The organism is Variovorax sp. LARHSF232 (genome assembly GCF_052871435.1).
In genome coordinates this window covers 66,881-82,261 of record NZ_JBIXJS010000015.1, presented here as the reverse complement: position 1 = coordinate 82,261, position 15,381 = coordinate 66,881, and the positions used below count along the sequence as shown (strand labels likewise).

At 60.0% G+C, this 15,381-nt stretch carries 6 protein-coding genes; 5 read left to right on the top strand and 1 reads right to left on the bottom strand.

The window, feature by feature from the left end; translation table 11 throughout:
- Positions 1–9 precede the first annotated feature (9 nt).
- The 5 genes from ACIPRI_RS25560 (at position 10) to ACIPRI_RS25540 (ending at position 14,202) form a co-directional block, all read left to right on the top strand.
- A complete protein-coding gene (locus ACIPRI_RS25560) occupies positions 10–1,329 on the top strand; it encodes a DUF3322 domain-containing protein (RefSeq protein WP_446624316.1) in 1,320 nt (439 codons plus the stop codon).
- 314 nt (positions 1,330–1,643) lie between these two features.
- Positions 1,644–3,260 (top strand): RNA-directed DNA polymerase, encoded by a 1,617-nt coding sequence (locus tag ACIPRI_RS25555; protein ID WP_446624315.1) that lies wholly within the window; start codon positions 1,644–1,646, stop codon positions 3,258–3,260.
- Positions 3,261–4,094: 834 nt separating this feature from the next.
- Positions 4,095–9,029 carry a DEAD/DEAH box helicase gene (locus ACIPRI_RS25550; protein WP_446624314.1) on the top strand — a complete coding sequence of 1,645 codons (4,935 nt, stop codon included), beginning with the start codon at positions 4,095–4,097 and terminating at the stop codon, positions 9,027–9,029.
- 17 nt (positions 9,030–9,046) lie between these two features.
- Positions 9,047–11,323, top strand: coding sequence for an nSTAND3 domain-containing NTPase (locus ACIPRI_RS25545; RefSeq protein ID WP_446624313.1), 2,277 nt, complete (start codon positions 9,047–9,049; stop codon positions 11,321–11,323).
- 215 nt (positions 11,324–11,538) lie between these two features.
- Positions 11,539–14,202 (top strand): AAA family ATPase, encoded by a 2,664-nt coding sequence (locus tag ACIPRI_RS25540; protein ID WP_446624312.1) that lies wholly within the window; start codon positions 11,539–11,541, stop codon positions 14,200–14,202.
- On the opposite strand, the gene ACIPRI_RS25535 is transcribed toward ACIPRI_RS25540, so the two are convergent.
- Entirely contained in the window at positions 14,180–15,346 is a 1,167-nt protein-coding gene (locus ACIPRI_RS25535; protein ID WP_446624311.1) for a hypothetical protein, read from the bottom strand. The genes ACIPRI_RS25540 and ACIPRI_RS25535 overlap by 23 nt on opposite strands.
- Between the last annotated feature and the right edge of the window lie 35 nt (positions 15,347–15,381).

Below are 15,381 nucleotides of genomic sequence, written 5' to 3'. Positions count from 1 at the left end.
GCGCGCGGCATGAAATTGGAATCTCCGGCTACTGTCTTCGCCGAGATGACGCGGCGTATAAATGCGCGGTTTGGTCTGTGGCTGTTGCAAGTCGCAGGGGTGCCCGAGGGCTCAGAGCCTTTTGGGGACGCGCTTGACGCTTCGACGTGGCCGGTGCGTGTGGCTCTGGGCAGTCTCAAGGAGCGGGACGTCCTCGAGTCGATGGATGTGGTCGCCAAATGGGTCCGCGAGTGGCACGAGGCGCAATCCACGCTGCCAAACGGGATCACGTTGGTCTGGGAGACCCGCCAGTGGGCCCGCCTCGGAGAGCAGCGAATCCCTGCACACATCGTCATCGACGCTCCCGGGGCCTTGGCAGAATGGGTAAATCGGGGCTCGCAGTGGACCCAGGCCTGCTTCCGCCGAGACGCGCTTCTCCGACGTTTTGCAAAGCTGCGTAGCTCACCAGTCTGCCGGCGTCACCTCCCTGTGTTCGTGGACTGGGCCGACGAGGACGTGGAGCGATTGCATACGCTCCTCGAGTGGTTCGACGCCAATCCGAGGTCAGGCCTGTATCTGCGCCAACTCCCAGTACCAAGCATCGACACCAAATGGATTGAACCTCGCAAGGTGGTCGTACGCGATTTCCTTTTGGCGGCTAAGGGTCAGTTGCTCACTGCGGCTTCGCAGGATTTCCATGAGGTCTGTGGCCTTCGAAAGCCCTCTGCCAAACTTCGTTTGCGAATCCTGTGCCCAAAGCTCCGGGCGAGCCTGGCAGGGCTGTGCGACATCGAGGCGCCGGTCGAAGAGGTGGCTCGGATGAGCCTTCCGGCCCGCTCGGTCATCATTGTGGAAAACTTGGAGACCGGCCTGGCGCTGCCGGATTTCGAAGGCACCGTTGCCTTCATGCGATTGGGGTACGCGGTCTCAGAACTCGCTCGCATTCCTTGGCTGGGCCCAGACCATTTGGGGGGCACCGTCGACCAAGGCGCCATACCCCGCCTTATCTACTGGGGCGACCTGGATACGCATGGATTTGCCATTCTGTCCCGGGCTCGGGACATCTTCTCGCGGCTGCAATCCATCTTGATGGACGAGGCGACCTTTTCGGGTGGGCAGTCGCTTTGGGTTACTGAACTCACGCCAAATCGCGCCGAGGTGTTGCCTCACCTGACACCTTCCGAGATGAACGTGTATGTTGGGCTCCGTTCAAACCGATGGGGCGTCAGCCTTCGGTTGGAGCAGGAACGACTCTCTTGGCCGAGGTGTCTACGCGCGCTCCAGGAAGCGCTTGAGGTCAATCTCGAGCCTCTCATCAAGGTGGGGGCGTCGATCACTCGTGACCTTTGACGCATCTTTGGACGGCGAAGCCGCCGGGTGCTCGCAGGTTGTTGGCTGTTTGCTACCGAAACAACGACGATGGACGTTGATAGACCCGGCATCTCCTCAAACTTGCTTAGGCAGGAACACGGGGGGCGGTCGCGGCGCACCGGTCATTACGATGGGGCCAATTCTCGCGAAGGAGATTGTGAAGATGGTTACTGCCGTGGGTGGTCCTGACGCTTGTCTGGGCGCTGATTGCTTCGATCATTGTTGCCCTATGACGTCAAACAGCCGGGCACAGCTTCTCGCATCTAGAACTGCTACAGGATGGAGAAGAAGTTGTGAATGCATTTCAGCAACTCGCTGACAGCCTCGACCTCGCTGCCGCGGTGCGGCGAGGATCGCAGCGGAACGATCTTCTTCCGCCTCGGCACGAGGACAATGTTCTCGGTGAGGTCGGGAACAGATTCTCTGAAGCCCTGAGGACGAGGTTGCGCCAGGGCCGCTACGACCCTACGCCGGCCGAAATCGTCCTAGTGCCAAAGCCTGGCCACACAACCAGGCCGGCCGCTCTGTTGACATTGGCAGACCGCATCGTCTTTGACGCTCTCGTTGAAACACTTCGGCAAAGAATCGAAACCGCTCTCTTAGGCAAGGAGATGGTCTACTGGCCGCGTGGAATAACAGAATCAAAGCGATGGTCGGAATTTGAACAATCGCCTCTCGAATCCAATGCTACGCACATCGCCATAGCCGACGTCACCGGATTCTATGAGTCCATAAGCCATGAGCGCCTTGAAGATGTCTTAGTCTCGATCACGGGGCGCGCCGGCAATGTAGAAGCCCTCATCCAGTTCCTACAACGCGTAATGAGCAGTTCCAAGGGAATTCCTCAGGGTCTGGAGGCGTCAGACCCTATCGCATCCGCATTCCTATCTCCCGTCGACGCTGCTATGGCGCGCGGCGGCTTCCACTACGCTCGCCACGGAGACGATGTTCGAATCGCGGCCAAGTCACTTAGTGAAGCCCGCGAGGCTCTTCACGTATTCGAGCAGGAACTGCGTCGGATTGGGTTGCTGGTCAATAGTTCCAAGGCAATCATCATGAGGGTGGCTGCATATACAGCATCCATAACACGCTCTGACCGTTCGCACGAGCAAACCGCACAAGAACTCACTGCGGCTCGAATTGTTGAGATTCAGGATGACTCGGACTTGCTGGAAGAGTTACTACAACAACTCGGAAGAGAGGATCTGGCGTGGAACCTGTTCTACCATGGCAATGTTTCGCTGGAGGATGTGGTCGGCGAGATTGAGGGGGACTTGCGACCCGACGATATGACCATCGCAATGCAGGTGCTTGGCGATGCTCTGCAAAGGTCCGACCAGCCAGACGGCCTCTCCCGAGGGGAGGTGCACTTTCGGGTCAGCACCTCCCTAATACGGTTGACGGCTGGGCGCTCGCCGCTCGCGATCGATGTGGCGGGAGCGCTGTTGGCTAGGTTTCCCGAGAAGGCTGAGCTACTTTCGTCATACTTGGCTGCCCAGTCTAAGAAGCATAGCCGTGCTGTCTTGCGCGCAGTCACGAGGATGTTAAAGGAAGATCGGTTTCAGTCAGACTGGGAGCAGGCATGGCTATTAGTGGCCATGCGAAAGTTCGCAGACAAGCTCTTGGCGAATGAAGTAAGCATTGTGCGTGCCATTGCACACGACGAAGGTAGGGGCCTCTTCGTTCGAGCGGAGGCGCTAAAGACCCTTGCAAAGCGAGGCGAAATCTCCAGAGCGCTAGTTCGCAGATTGTGGAGTATCGGCTCTACTTGTTTTCATCCAGACATTGTGGCCGCCGTTCACTACGGACGCGGAAGTAACGAGTGGTGCGACGGCTTCTTGGCAGGCGTAAGAGACGATGCGATCAATCGCGTCGTGATCAAGCAGCTTGAAGCTGCGGAGGGTGTTTAGTTGGCCCTCGACGTCGCTAGGTCTGAAACGACTGCGTATTGCTGCTGAACGGACCTTCCACTTTGAGCGGATGAAGGTCTGCTGCTGCGGAGCTGCCGGTGGTGACAGCCCGAGATGGGCCCCCTGCTGCTTGTGACTTGCGCTGCTAGTGATCGGGGACCAGTTCGGCGATGCGGGTGGCTGGCGTCATTGCCGCATTGCTTGAAGGTGGTCCTGTCGCCGCCCTGACCAGCCGCGCACTGGGCGCGTCACCTGTGCACATCCGCGGGCGGCGGGGAGGGATGGCAACCACAGGCCGAGCTTGAGCTCGCTGGCTCTCACCACCATCTTGGTGAGGCGACATGCGCAAGCTGATCAGCTGATCATGACCGAGATTCAGCGCATCGCCGCCGTATGGGAAAGGTCGTGATTACCGGCGGCCCGGCAGAAGACCAGAAGACCGGCATCCCCTCCGTGCCCTTCGTCAACCGTCAAACGCCCTCAGGCTGGTGAGCGGTCATCTTGAGCCCTAAGAGCGACCCATGTCCGTTTCTCCAGTCAGGCGTCGCACTTCCCAGGTGCACGCAAAGCTTCTACGGTGTAAGCGCGGGCTCAAGACCCTCGTCGTCATGTCTCTTCCCAGCTGTGCGGCAGCGGCAATCGCCTGCTGCATAGCTGTGTAGGCAGCACTGCTTCTGCAACGGAGCATCGACCCGATACCCTTTGCAAAACGCCAGGGTTTTTGAACAGCGTTGTTCTCGGCCGTCGGAGCATCGGCCGGCGGGCACTGAGTCGGCGAAGAACGCCCGCTGGCAAAATGCCCAGCACAAACAAAATTGGCTCGCGCTGACCGACATGACCGCCCTTTCCTCGCTGCTCGATCACTACCGTCAATCCTCCCGGTCCGAGCGCGAGAAGGGCACCTACTTTGAAGAGCTCATGCTCTGCTACCTCCGCAACGAGGCCACTTACCGAGACCTCTACAGCGAGGTCTGGACCTACGGCGAGTGGGCGCACTTGCAAGGGCTGCACAAGCATGATGCAGGTATTGACCTGGTCGCCAAAACCCAGGGCACAGGTGAAATCCACGCGATCCAGTGCAAGCTGTACGCCGAGGACTACCACTTGCAAAAGAGCGACATCGACAGCTTCTTCACCGCCTCGGGAAAGAAGCCCTTCACCCACCGCGTCATCGTCAGCACCACAAACCATTGGAGCACCCATGCGGAGGATGCTCTTCGCGACCAGCAGCCCCCTGTCAGCAAGATCGACCTGTCCGATCTTGAGAACAGCCAGATTGACTGGACCAAGTACCAGCCCAAGGCTGCGCCGGTACTGAAGGCCAGGAAGGAACTCCGCCAACACCAGCAACAGGCGCTGGATGCCGCGCTGGCCGGATTGCAGACCGCTGATCGGGGCAAGCTCATCATGGCCTGCGGCACCGGCAAGACCTTCACCAGTCTGAAGATCGCCGAGGCCCTGGCCGGCCAGGGCAAGCGCGTCCTGTTCTTGGTGCCCAGCCTTTCTCTGCTTTCGCAGAGCCTTACCGAGTGGACGCAGGAGAGCGCCACACCTCTGCACAGCTTTGCCGTTTGCTCGGACAGCGACGTCGGCAAGAAGCGCCTGAAGGACGACGACAGCGTTCAGACCTTCACCCACGAGCTGCGTTACCCGGCCACGACCGAACCAGCCCGCTTGGCCACCGAGATGGCCAAGCGGCACGACGCCGCGCACATGAGCGTGGTCTTCAGCACGTATCACTCCATCGACGTCATCAGCCGCGCGCAGCGGGTCCACGGTTTGGCCGACTTCGACCTCATCGTCTGCGACGAGGCGCACCGCACCACGGGCGCCACCTTCGGCGATGACGACGAGAGCACCTTTGTGAAGGTGCATGACGCGGCCTTCATCCGCTCGGCCAAGCGTCTCTACATGACGGCCACCCCGCGTATTTACGGTGACAGCGCGAAAGCAAAGGCCGAGCAGAGCAGCGTGGCGCTTTGCTCGATGGACGACGCGGCACTTTACGGCGAAGAGCTTCATGTCATCACCTTCTCCGAAGCGGTTAGGCGCGGCTTGCTGGTGGACTACAAAGTCATCGTGCTCTCGGTGGAGGAGGCGCACGTCAGTCGCCGCATCCAGTCGCTGCTCAAAGACGAGAACAACCAGCTGAAGGTCGACGACGCTGCCAAGATCATCGGCTGCTGGAAGGCGCTGGCCAAACAAGGGCTGAGCGAAGAGCTGAGCGGCGACCATGAGGCCATGAAGCGTGCCGTGGCCTTCTGTCAGGTGATCGAGGTGAACAAGGGCGCGAAAACCCACAAGGTCAGCTCCAAGAACATCGCCGGTATGTTCCAGGCGGTGGTGGAGGCCTACCAGGCGTCCGAGGACGACGACGCGGCCTCGACGCTGGCCTGCGAAGCCGACCATGTGGACGGCAGCATGAATGCCAGTGAGAAAGAGGCCAAGCTCGCTTGGCTCAAGGCCGATGCCGCCGACGACACCTGCCGCATTCTGAGCAACGTGCGCTGCCTGTCTGAAGGTGTCGACGTACCGGCCCTGGATGCGGTGCTGTTCCTAACTCCCCGAAACTCCCAGGTGGACGTCGTTCAGTCCGTCGGCCGTGTCATGCGCAACGCGCCGGGCAAGAAGCGTGGCTACGTCGTCTTGCCTGTGGTCATCCCGGCCGGCGTGGAGCCGCACGATGCGCTGAGCGACAACAAGACCTATGCCGTGGTTTGGCAAGTTCTGCAGGCGCTGCGCTCACACGACGACCGCTTCGACGCGATGGTCAACAAGCTAGACCTGATCGGCAGGGACACCAGCAAGATGGAGGTCATTGCCATCACCGACAAGATTCAGAAGAGGTCGGAGAAGGCAAAGGGTCCCAAGAACAAGGACGGAGGTAAAGGCGGCTTCACCATCGGGGAACCGGCACCTAAGCGCTATGGCAAGGAAGACCAGCCATCCCTGCCCTTCGAAATCGGAGAAATTGAGAAGGCCATCTATGCCAAGCTAGTGCAGAAGGTGGGCAATCGACATCACTGGGAAGACTGGGCCAACGACATCGCCAAGATCGCTCGCACGCACATCGACCGCATCACTGGAATCGTCGCGGACCCGGCCAACGAGAAGGAGCGCGCTGCCTTCAACACCTTCGCTGGCGAGTTGCGCGACGACCTGAACGGAAGCATCAGCGATGGCGAGGTCATCGAGATGCTGGCCCAGCACCTTATCACCAAACCGGTCTTCGACGCCCTGTTTGAGGACTACAGCTTCGCCCAGCACAACCCGATGTCGCTGGCCATGCAGGGCGTTCTCGATGTACTGCAGGAACACCGGCTGGATAAGGAGGCAGACACCCTCCAGCGCTTCTACGACAGCGTGAAGATGCGTGCTCAGGGCATCGAAAACGCGGCGGGCAAGCAGAAGATCGTCGTCGAGCTCTACGACAAGTTCTTCCGCAATGCCTTCCCCAAGATGACCGAGCGGCTGGGCATCGTCTACACGCCGGTCGAGGTGGTGGACTTCATCATCCAGAGCGTAGCCCACATCCTGGAGACCGAGTTCGGGCAGACCTTGGGCAGCAAGGGCGTCCACATCATCGATCCCTTCACTGGCACCGGCACCTTCATCACCCGGCTGCTGCAAAGCGGCCTGATCGCGCCCGAACACCTGCCTCACAAGTACAAGCACGAAATCCACGCCAACGAGCTGGTGCTGCTGGCCTACTACATCGCTGCCATCAACATCGAGGCGGTGTATCACAGCATCGTGGGCGGCAACTACCAGCCGTTCGAGGGCATCTGCCTGACCGACACCTTCCAGATGTACGAGAAGGAAGACCTGGTTGACGCGCTGCTGGTGGACAACAGCGCGCGGCGCAAGCGGCAGAAGACGCTGGACATCCGGGTCATCTTGGGCAACCCGCCGTACTCGGTGGGCCAGCGCAGCGAGAACGACAACAACGACAACCTAGCTTACCCGCACCTGGACGGCCGCATCCGCTCAACCTACGCCGAGCGTTCGGATGCGGTACTGGCAAAGGGGCTCTACGACAGCTACATCCGCGCTATCCGGTGGGCCAGCGACCGGGTTGGCATTAGCGGCGTCATCGGCTTCGTCACGAATGCGGGTTTCCTCGACGCCAGTACGGCCGACGGGTTGCGCCGCTGCCTCGCAGACGAGTTCAGCAGCATCTACGTCTTTCACCTGCGCGGCAATCAGCGCACTGCAGGCGAACTGTCCCGCAGGGAGGGTGGCAAGATTTTTGGCAGTGGTAGTCGCGCACCGATTGCCATCTCACTTCTGGTGAAGAACCCGTCCGCCAAACAGCACGGGAAAATCAGCTTCCACGACATTGGCGACTATCTGAGCCGGGAGGAGAAGCTCGCCAAGATCGAATCCTTGGGCAGCGTTGCGGGCATCACGTCGGCTGGCGGGTGGCAAACCATCGCGCCGGACGCCCACGGGGACTGGCTGAAACTACGTGACGAAAGCTTTGCCGAGCATATGGTGCTTGGCGATAAAAGGAACGATGAAAAAAAGCTGTTTGAAACGTTCACCCAAGGAGTGCTAACGGCGCGGGATGCATGGTGTTTCAATGCGTCCAAGGCTACGGTGACCAACAATATGATCCGCATGATCGACTTCTACAACCGCGAAGTTGATCGTCTTTCTGGTCAGCATCCCGGGCTCGACAAGAGGCAACGAGAAGCCCTTGTCGACAACTTTATTGATTCCGATGCGGCGGCAATTTCTTGGTCCCGTGCTTTGAAGCAGGACCTGTCGAAAGGCCGAAGGCATTCATTTGCTTCGGATGGCATGCGGACTAGCCAATATCGTCCCTTCACGAAGCAATGGCTCTACTTTGATCGGCGGCTCAACGAAATGGTCTACCAGATGCCGCGCATCTTTCCAGATGCTGAGTCGGAGAACTTGGTCATCATGGTCAAGGCTCGGTGGCGGTTCGGGGAAGTCGCCCTCATCACGAACCAGCCGCCAGCGTTCTCTCCAGATGGTGGGGAGCAGTGCTTCCCCCTGTACCTGTATGACGACCCGGAGTCCGGAGCGGCCGATGCCAGCGCTGCGCAATCAGCCTTATTCAGCGCACAGGGTTCGTCGGCACCAACCTCAGCGGCCAAACGCCGCGACGCCATCACGGCCGCGGGTCTGGCCCATTTCCGATCCGCCTACTCCGGGGAGACCATCAACCGCGAAGACATCTTCTACTACGTCTACGGCCTGCTGCATTCGCCCGACTACCGCGAACGCTTCGCTGACAACCTGGGCAAGGAGTTGCCGCGCATCCCGCGCGTCAAGACCGCTGCGGACTTCTGGGCGTTCTCCCAGGCCGGACGCAAGCTGGCCGGGCTGCACCTGAACTACGAGAGCGTCGAGCCCTACCCGATGAAGATCGACAGCGACGGCAAGAAGCTCACCGACGCCGACTACCGCGTCCAGAAGATGCGCTACGGCAAGAAGGGCAAGGACAAGGACCTGACGACCCTGCACTACAACGACAAGATCACGCTCACCGGCATCCCTGTGGAAGCCTACGACTACGTCGTCAACGGCAAACCGGCCTTGGACTGGGTGGTGGAGCGCCAGAGCGTCAAGATCGAAAAGGACAGCGGGATTGTCAACGATGCTAACGATTGGGCAGTCGAGACCATGGGCAACTCACGCTATCCCCTGGAGCTATTTCAGCGTGTTGTCACGGTCAGCCTGGAGACGATGAGGATCGTGCAGGCGTTGCCCAAGCTTGAGATCGAGTCGGCAGCCACGTGACCAGGCAGGCCACGCTGATGACCACCTCGGAAACGCAGGCGTACCAAGTCGACTTTGCACTCCACACACTAGGTTGGAAGGCCTTCCAAGACCTGTGCGCGCAGATAATGGAAGAGGAGCTAAGGACCACTGTTTCGGTGTACCGCGAGGCCCAAGACGGTGGTCAAGATGCTGTGTTTCTCGCGAAGAGCCCCGATGGCTTCACCGTGGTGGGAACAGTGCAATGCAAGTTCTCCGGCAAGCGCGACCAACGTCTGCGGCCATCGGACATCAACGATGAACTGGAGCACGTCGAGCAACTTGTCGCGAAGAAGATGGCTAGCGTCTACTACTTTATTACGAGCATGGGGGTGGATGCAGACGTCGCTGGGGAAGTTCGAGAGAAGCTGTTCACATTGGGGGTCACGGAGCCCCACATTGTCGGCAAAGAGTGGTTGCTAGGACGAATCAAGCGGAGCCCACGTCTCCGAGCACTGGTTCCCCGTGTCTACGGCCTCGGAGACCTCTCAACTATTCTTGACGAACGGTGTGCAGCGCAGACTGTCGCCTTGCTGGGAGACCACAAGAAGGCCCTCAACGTCTACGTGCCGACCGCGCCCCATCGCGCTGCGGTAGACATCTTGGCGGAGCACAAACTGGTTCTTCTTCTCGGTGCACCTGCAACCGGCAAGTCCACTTTGGCCGCGATCCTTGCGATGATGGCCGTCGACAAGAACGAAGTGCAGGTCTTCAAGTGTGATGGGCCATTGGAGCTGAGGGATCGGTGGAACCCTAAAGACAACAAGCGCTTGTACTGGGTCGATGATGCGTTCGGCTCAAACCTTCTCATGCCCGACTATGTCAACGCTTGGCTCGAGTTCATGCCGAAGCTCAAGACAGCGATTGACCACGGGTGCCACTTCATCCTCACTTCCCGTACGCACATCTGGAACGATGCGAAACCTCGAATTGGTTCCCGAAACCACCACCTACTGGAAACTGGCACCGCCGTCGTAAGCGTCGGAGACCTAACGCAGTCTGAGCGGGAACAAATTCTGTACAACCACCTCAAAGCCGGCAGGCAACCACCCAGCTGGAAGGCGAGCATCAAGGCGCACCTCCCGGCGTTGTCGAAGGAGCACCGCCTGCTGCCGGAACTTGCGCGGCGACTCGGAGACCAGAGGTTCACCGCCCACATAAAGAAGCTTCCCGAGGACTTGTTGCGGTTCATCTCCCAACCGCAGGAGTTCTTGGTTCAGACCTTTGAAGAGTTGTCGGCCGAGCAGCGAGCGGCAATGACGCTGGTGTTCTTGGCCAGGTCTCGGCTGCCGGTTAGTTTGCTGCCGGAAGATGAAACAACCCTGGTGGCGTCGAGCCATGGCGTAACGAAGGCGCAGATGACTTTGGCCCTGCTGCAACTTGCGGGCTCGTTCGTCGTCCGCCGGAAAGACGGCGACAAGGAATACTGGGCTTTCTGGCATCCCACGTTTGCCGATGCCATAAGTGCAATCTTGAGCAAGCGACCAGACCTGGTTGACGTCTACGTCCGTGGAGCGGGCCTCGACACGCTGCTCACTGAGGTGGCTTGTGAAGGTGGGCCCGTTGTTCGAGACGCTGTAGTAGTTCCCCTCAGCAACAGCGACCAACTCATCGCTAGATTGGTAGAGGCTCCCGACGAAAAGGGCCTGAACGAGAAGCTCTTCGAGTTCCTAAACCGCCGACTTCCACCGGACATGACTCGAAAGGTCATTGAACGGGCCCCTGAGCTTCTGGGGAGAGAAGGAGACCCTCCGTCGTGGTTCCGACTCCGCCGCAGCGAAGAAGTCCGCCTACGGGCAACCGCTCATGCGATGGGATTGCTCAACGAGAAAGTGCGAGCCGAGACCGTCTCGACACTTGAGGACGGCGCCCTCTACTCCCTCGACGCCTCCTTCGTCCGCGATGACAGCATCCTCGCCCTCTTCCGGCCATCGGAACTCATGCGGCTCACTGCTGGGCTGTTGGCCAAGCTCGACTCTGAGATCGCCGAGAAGATTGCAGATCGTCGGAAGCAGGTCGACCCTGATGGCGACATCGACAGCCAGTTCGAAGAGTTCACCGAATTTCTCTACGACATCCAGGACCTAGTGGGATACGACGGCCCATTTGAGGATAAGCATCAGAAGTTGACTCGAGTGCTGGAGAAAGCTAAAGAAGAAATCAACGCCGAAAAAACTGACGAAGAAGATAAGACCAGCTTCTTCAGCAGCGTCCCTCGCGCCGTACAACGTGAGCAGATGAGCGACCGCTCAATCTTCAGCGATGTAGACGAGTAGCTCGTCGAAACAAGCCACTCAACACTGCCTCGCAGGAGCTTCTCCTTCTGCTGGTGGCTAGGCCGCTTCAACTCGGGCCTCCCTCGGTTCTGCTCGTTCGGGGTGGCGTCATCGGCATTCTTGTGGACTGAGTCTTACTCCCGAGGGACTGGTCTCCCGCAGCTCGGCCAGAATACTGATTGGAACTACTCGCGAAGCGCAGGAAGAGGAAGGCTATGGCGTTACTGGACGACATGTTGGTATGGTCGGCGAAGGAGCTGAAGGACTGGCAAAGCGATGCTGTGCGACGCCTATTCCAGAAGGTCACCCTTGATGACGGTGACTACTCCGACCTCCTGCTCATGCTGAAGTCAACGAAGGGCGTGCCGCTCGAGGCAGTTCCCAAGGCTGTGCCTCTCGCAGCAGAGCACCTACCGGCATCCGGCGGAGCTGGCACCCCCATTGTTCTCGAGGCGCTCCATTCGCTGAAACACGTCAACAGGCTTGCCGATGACCAGCGCCTCGTATTTCTGCCGAAGGGGATGACAGTTGTCTTCGGAGAGAACGGGGCCGGCAAATCTGGCTACTCACGGGTTATCAAGAACGCTTGTCGGGCGCGGCTGAAGGACGAACCCGTGCTCCCCAACGCCGAGAACAAAGACCACCTGAAGGAGATACCAGAAGCCATCTTCACGGTCAGCCGTGGCGATGGGATAAGTGTGGACATACCGTGGAAAGCGAGAGAGGCAGCCCCGGACGAACTGGCCTCTGTCGCCATCCTAGACACACGTTGCGCCAGGGCCTACACCAACCAGGAGGGCGAGCTCATCTTCGCGCCCTACGGGTTAGACATCGTGGCGGACCTAGCTCGAGTGGTGTTTCCACGACTTGAGCGTGCCGTCCGAGACGAGCTGCACGGCATCAACACGGCGGACACGGCGTTCGATGATCTGAAGAATGGCTCCACGGCGGTCGGCGCATTCCTTCGCGGCCTCTCAAACTGGACAAGGGATGAGACCCTTGAGCAGGAACTGCAATTCAGCGAGGAGAACACGGCTCGACTGACAGCGGTTGCGGCGGCACTTGCTGAGAAGTCGCCGGCAGACAAGGCTCGAGAACTGGAGGAACTTGCGACGCGAATTACCACCATAGCAACGTCATTGGAAGGTCTGGGGGAGGGCCTCACCGACGAAGCATTGGCCGCCCTTCGCGAAGTAGATCAGAGTCTTCAGGGAGCGCTGCAGACTGAGGCCTTGGCTGCGGAACAGCTTCGCGGGAGCGAAGGCCTCCTGGCTGGGACTGGCGAGGGCGCTTGGCGCCAGCTCTTCACGGCGGCGCAGGCGTTCATTGCCTCCCACGGTCACTCCACTGAAGCAGGCGCTCCATGCGCTCTGTGCCAAACGACGCTCGGGGAAGATGCTGCATCGCGGATGCGGCGCTTCGCCACCCACGTTGCTCAGGACGCCAGCGCGCGCGCGGACGACCAGCGGCATCTGCATGAGGAAACCTTCAGCAAAGTCCGGCGCGCGACGGTCGCGGCTCACTTGGACGAGACCACGGTTGCCTACATCGAAGGACAGGCCGGAGGTTGGACCGCCGAAAAGCAACGGTACGAGGCCGAGTTGGAAGGCCGCCGCGCATGGGTGCTGGAAGCCGGCACGCAGACTCATGACTGGACTGGCTCAGCGCCGACTGTGAACGCCCGACCCGCAGCGGCCGCTCGGCGCATAGCAGCTGACGTGACGAATCAAGCTCGAACTCATCGAGAGGCGGAACCGGGGCTCTCCCGAGAAGCGTTGCAGAAAGAGAGGGATGAGCTGACGGCTAGACAGGCCCTCTCGCAACGCCGCGACGCCCTCTACGACCTCACGAAGGCGAAACGGGTTCACTACCGGCTGTCAGCGTGCCTCGAGGACCTCAAGACTAAGCCAGTATCGGACAAGGCCGGACAACTGGCCGAGTCGGCTGTTACTCGCCAACTGTGCGAGGCTCTGGCGAAAGAGTTCGAGATGCTCGGGGTGTCGCACCTGCAGACCTCGCTGAAGGCTCGAAACGAGAAGGGACGGCCCAAGCTAAAGTTGCTTCTCGATCTGCCGGGGGGGCAGCGACCCGAAGAAATCCTGAGCGAGGGAGAGCAGCGCGTCATCGCCATCGGCTCGTTCTTTGCAGAGCTGAGCGTTGCTCAGCACCGTGGTGCGGCAGTCTTCGACGATCCAGTGTCGTCTTTGGACCATCAACGCCGGCAGCGCGTCGCGCGGCGGCTAGTCGAGGAGGCGAAGGTCCGCCAGACCGTCGTGTTCACCCACGACACCGTCTTCCTTGCCGAACTCATCGCCATAGCGAAAGCACAGGAGGTACCGAGCCTGTTCCAGCATCTGACCTACAGCCAAAGGGCGGCGGGTAAGGTCAACGAAGGGCTGCCGTGGCGGCATCTGGGAACGAGGGACAGGCTTGACAAGCTTGAGGGCCTAGCTCGAGCCTTTGCCAAGGACGAGGTGAATCTCGACAACGAGCAGTGTGGCGAGCGCTCACGCCACATTTACAACCAGCTGCGCGAGGTGGTCGAGCGTGGTGTCGAAGAGGTTGTCTTTGCCGGCGTGCTGCAGCGCTACAACGATTACGTCCGTGTGCCAAATATCTCCAACACCACTGGTCTAACCCCGCAGGAGTGCGCTCCCATCGTGGAGGTTTATGACAAGGCGAAAGACATCATCGCCGGTCACGACAAGTCGTCCGCTGGAGGGTTCGTACCGCCCAAGGCAGCGGAGGTCGCCGCCGACATCGAGAAGCTAAAGCAGGCGCTGGAGACCATCAGAGCACGCCGGAGCCCTGCCCGGAGTGCGTCAGCACCGCCGCAGTTTTCACCTGCAGGCCACCTCACACAACCCGCCCGTATGTGAGCCCCTGAACAACACGACGAACCTGTTGAACGTTTAGGGCGCCGACCTCGGCGCAGATCGCCTCGAATCTGTCGCCGCGGCGCGCCAGCTCCCGAATGATCCTTACTTGGTCAACCGAGAGCCGACCTTCGGGGCCGCAGATGACGCTCAGCGCGTACTCATCGGTCTTCCATAGCTCTGAAATCCAAGGGGCAGGCAAGCCTTTGCGAGGATTCTCCCGCAGCCAGCTTCGCAGCATCTGCTCCGCACCCTCAGGCGTCGCGAGCGGGCCCGTCGACAACATGCCGTGGGCACGCATGTAGTCCAAGCCAGCCTTTCCACCAGGGATCATGTTCAGGCGTCGAGCGTCTTCCCAATGGCCACGAACGATGGCCTCTTCCAGCTCCTGGAGCCGCTCAAGTGTAGGTGCGACGCCCATCACCTTGTGGTGCACATACGTGAGCCTCTGGCGGGCAATTCGGCTTCTGTACTCGCGGTGGAAGATGAGCTGGGACCCCTTGTTAATGGCGCGAAGGTGTTCCGCCCATCGCGTCTTCCAGTCACGCGCCGTCATTCCGATGTAGAACAGCCCATCGTCGGGATACTCGTGCCCATCGCCGAATATGTGCTGATACAGCGTGAAACGCTGGGATGAGAAGTGTCGGGCACTTGGCACGAGGAGCATGGCCAGCGGAGCGCTGAACAGCACGGCAGGCTTCTTGGCCAGCGTGTGAGCCACGCTATAGGCCTTGAACTCGTCGAGCTCCTCAAACGAAACGCCGCGCATTTGAGATTTGACCATGAGGTCTTGGTCGAACACCGCCGTGAGCATGGGGTCTTCGACTACCTCTAAGCGAAGGATTGGCTGCATGCCGGGAGAGCTGCCACCAGCTTCGTCAACGGTCCGATGTCCGTCCCTGCGCTGGTAAATCCGACGGTCGCCTCTGAACAGGTGCCACCCCTCATCCTTCCACAACGCCACCAAGTGGACGATGGGGAACTGATGTGCAGCAGCGAACACGGCTGTCGGCTCCGCGACGTAGGCCCGCACGTCCTGATGAGCACGCACGAGCTGTGCAAGCAACCTCTCGAAGCGTCCCAAAAGCGGATGCATCTCCTTTGGCGAGAAGAATCGGCAGGCCTCGGTGTCGAGCAGCGCATCCATGCGAAAGGTGATCGCGGCAGTCAGTTAGGGGCGAG

Coding starts and splice junctions, on each gene's coding strand:
- ACIPRI_RS25560 (WP_446624316.1), top strand. CDS start 10: ATGAAATTGGAATCTCCGGCTACTGTCTTCGCCGAGATGACGCGGCGT.
- ACIPRI_RS25550 (WP_446624314.1), top strand. CDS start 4,095: ATGACCGCCCTTTCCTCGCTGCTCGATCACTACCGTCAATCCTCCCGG.
- ACIPRI_RS25545 (WP_446624313.1), top strand. CDS start 9,047: ATGACCACCTCGGAAACGCAGGCGTACCAAGTCGACTTTGCACTCCAC.
- ACIPRI_RS25540 (WP_446624312.1), top strand. CDS start 11,539: ATGGCGTTACTGGACGACATGTTGGTATGGTCGGCGAAGGAGCTGAAG.
- ACIPRI_RS25535 (WP_446624311.1), bottom strand. CDS start 15,346: ATGGATGCGCTGCTCGACACCGAGGCCTGCCGATTCTTCTCGCCAAAG.